Source organism: Legionella sp. (assembly GCF_965140895.1).
In the GTDB taxonomy this organism is placed as follows: domain Bacteria; phylum Pseudomonadota; class Gammaproteobacteria; order Legionellales; family Legionellaceae; genus Legionella.
Window position 1 is genome coordinate 2,367 of record NZ_CBCSKT010000074.1, and the last position, 526, is coordinate 2,892.

Genomic DNA, 526 nt, shown 5'->3' on the forward strand with positions numbered 1-526 from the left:
CATTAAAAATGGGAAACGTTTTATTTCTTATTATGAGGCAAACGCATTTACTGCCCATTTGGACTCAATTTTATCTAAAATTGATAACTACCTCGCAAAACAAGCGCCCGATCTAGCTATCAAACTCGGCAAACGGTTTATTGAAATCGATGAAAAGCTTTTCGAGCGAATAGATGACTCCAATGGCTGTCTGGTGAGCTTTTACCATGATGTATTTGAGGTATTAGACAAGGCATTTAGCTTTTCAAGCGAAGCACCGCAAGCAATCGCCGATTACATTTTAACCATTTACTTTAATGATGCCTATGGTAATCGAGGAGCAATAGTCGATTGCTTGAAACTTTGTTTAACCGAGCCAGTAATAAAGGCATTGGAATCGGCTTTGCCCGAGATAAAATCCCCTGATACCACTCCTGAGTTTAATCGCGATCACCCCAGTTGGGATTTTAACGCCTATATGCATAACCTTCGAGTTATCGGCTTACATAAAAAAATTGCTGATAAGAGACAAAACGTGGATCGTTAT

General features: G+C 39.4%; 1 protein-coding gene. It reads left to right on the forward strand.

Features of this window, described 5'->3' with window-relative positions; translation table 11 throughout:
• The coding region (locus ACQY7T_RS09285; protein ID WP_428412895.1) for a DUF6880 family protein at positions 1 to 526 on the forward strand (526 nt) is incomplete at both ends.